This window comes from Herpetosiphonaceae bacterium, from assembly GCA_036374795.1.
GTDB lineage: Bacteria > Chloroflexota > Chloroflexia > Chloroflexales > Kallotenuaceae > LB3-1.
Genome location: DASUTC010000100.1, coordinates 1 through 2,458, shown reverse-complemented (window position 1 = coordinate 2,458; position 2,458 = coordinate 1). Strand labels below are relative to the sequence as shown.

General features: G+C 67.0%; 1 protein-coding gene. It reads right to left on the bottom strand.

The window, feature by feature from the left end; translation table 11 throughout:
* Window positions 1–2,458, bottom strand: a 2,458-nt coding sequence (locus tag VFZ66_07080) for an amino acid adenylation domain-containing protein (GenBank protein ID HEX6288935.1), incomplete at both ends; no start/stop codon positions are given.

Here is a 2,458-nt window from a genome sequence, read left to right as displayed (position 1 = left end):
GACGTACTTCTCCGCCGTCAGCTCCGGACGATGGAGGTAGCCGCGCGTAACACCCAGCCCGCCCAGGTACAGCTCGCCAACCACACCGATCGGCACCGCGTGGCCGTGGGCGTCGATGAGGCGGAGCTGGCTGTTGGGCAGTGGACGCCCAATCACCGGGCGGCTGGGGAGGTGGCTAGGATCGACGCGGTGACAGGCGCAGATGATCGTGCCTTCGGTTGGGCCGTAGAGCACGACGAGGTCCGCGTGCGGGAAGGCGGCGTGGGCGGCGGCGAGCAAATCGGGCGGCACGACATCGCCGCCGACCCAGATGCGGCGCAGCCCGGCGTAGGGCGCGGGGCCGTACGCGGCGGCGTGCTCCACGATCTGGCGGAGCAGGCTGGGCACGGCGTGGAGCAGGGTCCAGCCTTGCAGGTCGCGGACCAACTGCGGCAGGTCGAGGATTTGCTCCTGGGTCTGGATCACCACCGTGCCACCGACGAGCAGCGGGTTGAATAGCTCAAACGCGGCGATGTCGAAGGCGACGGAGGCGAGCCAGGGTTGAATGTCTGTCTCCTTGTAGCCGAAGGCGTGCTGGCTGGCGTAAAGGGTGTGCAGCAGGTTGGCGTGCGCCACCTGCACCGCCTTGGGCGTCCCGGTCGTACCCGATGTATAGATCAGATAGGCCAGATTGGAGGCCGTAACAGCGCTGTCGGGCGGATCGATGGGCTGGGCAGCGATGGCCGGGGCGTCGGTGTCGAGGCAGAGCACCGCTGCCTGATGCTGCGGCAGGCTGGTGCGCAGGGCGGAGGTGGTGATCACCACCTCGGCCTGGCAATCGGCGAGGATGAAGGCAAGACGCTCGGCGGGGGTGCTGGGATCGAGCGGGACGTAGGCCCCACCGGCTTTGAGCACGGCCAGCAGCGCCACGACCAGATCGAGCGACCGATCGAGACAGACCGCGACCCGTCGCTCCGGCCCGACGCCCAGGCTGCACAGATGGTGCGCGAGCTGATTGGCGTGGGCGTCCAGGCCCGCGTAGGTAGTACACTCATCACCACAGACCAGCGAGATTGCCTCCGGTTCTCTCGCGGCCTGCCGGGCGATCAGGTCATGGACCAGCGGCGCGCGCGGATAGTCGTAGGCCGTCGCGTTCCATGCGTCCAAGAGTCGCTGCTCGGCCTCGGTCAGCAGCGGCAGCTCGGCGAGCTGCTGCGCCGGATTGAGCGCCATGCTCGTCAGCAGCACGCTCAGGTGTCCCAGTAAGCGCTTGATCGTGGCAGCCTCGAAGCGTTGGCAATCATAGCTGATCACGAATTCCAGCTCCCGATGCGGCCCAACCGCGATCGTCAGCGGGTAGTTGCTCTGCTCAACACCTCGTCGATCCGTCATCGTCAGCGATTGCTGATCGCCTTCAGCAGCGGCGGATATAGCCGGATAGTTTTCAAAGACAAGAATGCTCTCAAAGAGCGGCTGTCCGCGTGGTACCTCGCTCCAGCTTTGGATCTGGACCAGTGAAGTGTGCTCATACTGCCGCAGCTCGGCTTGCTGCGCCTGCACCTGTTTCAGCCAATCTCCTAGGGCTGCATCGGGCGCGACCTGCACGCGGACGGGCAAGGTGTTGATGAACAGGCCGACCATGCGCTCGACGCCGGTCAGCTCCGGCGGACGGCCAGCGACGGTCGCGCCGAAGACGACATCGGGCGTGCCGCTGTAGCGGCTCAGCAGCAGCGCCCACGCGCCCTGCACCACCGTGTTCAGCGTCAACCCCTGCTGCCGCGCCAGTTCATTCAGCGCCTCCGTCGTCGACTCTGAGATTCGGAGTCGCTCCCTGGCATATCCGGCGGCTGCCTTTTCCGTGGTGATGAGCCGATCGACACCCAGCGGCGTGGGCGCGGAGAAGTCGGCGAGGAAGGCACGCCAGAAGCGTTCGGCCTGCGCAACATCCTGCTGCTGCAACCACGCGATATAGTCGCGATACGGACGCGGCAGCGGACGCGACCAGGCGCGGCCCTGCACCGCCGCCTCGTAGGCCGCGAAGACCTCGTTCAGCACCAGCGGCAGCGACCAGCCATCTATCAGTAGATGGTGAACTGTCCACACGAAATAGTGCGCGTCGTCGGCGACCTGGAACAGCGCCAGCCGCATCAGCGGAACATCCGTGAGCGTAAACCCGTGCCGTCGGTCTGCGGCTAGAAACGCGGCGAAGCGTGCCTCGCGCTCGGTTGGGGGCAGGGCGCGCCAGTCGTCGAGGTGCCAGGGCACCTCGGCCCGCTGGTGGACCACCTGCACCGGCTCGGCCAGGCCCGCCCACACAAAGCGCGTCCGCAGCACCGCATGCCGCTCCACCACCTGCGCCCACGCCGCCATGAATGCCGCCCGATCCAGCCCGCCCCGTAGCGTCGACACCAACTGCTCGACATACACCCCCGTGCCCGCCTCGTACAGCGTGTGGTAGAGCATCCCCTGTTGCAGCGCC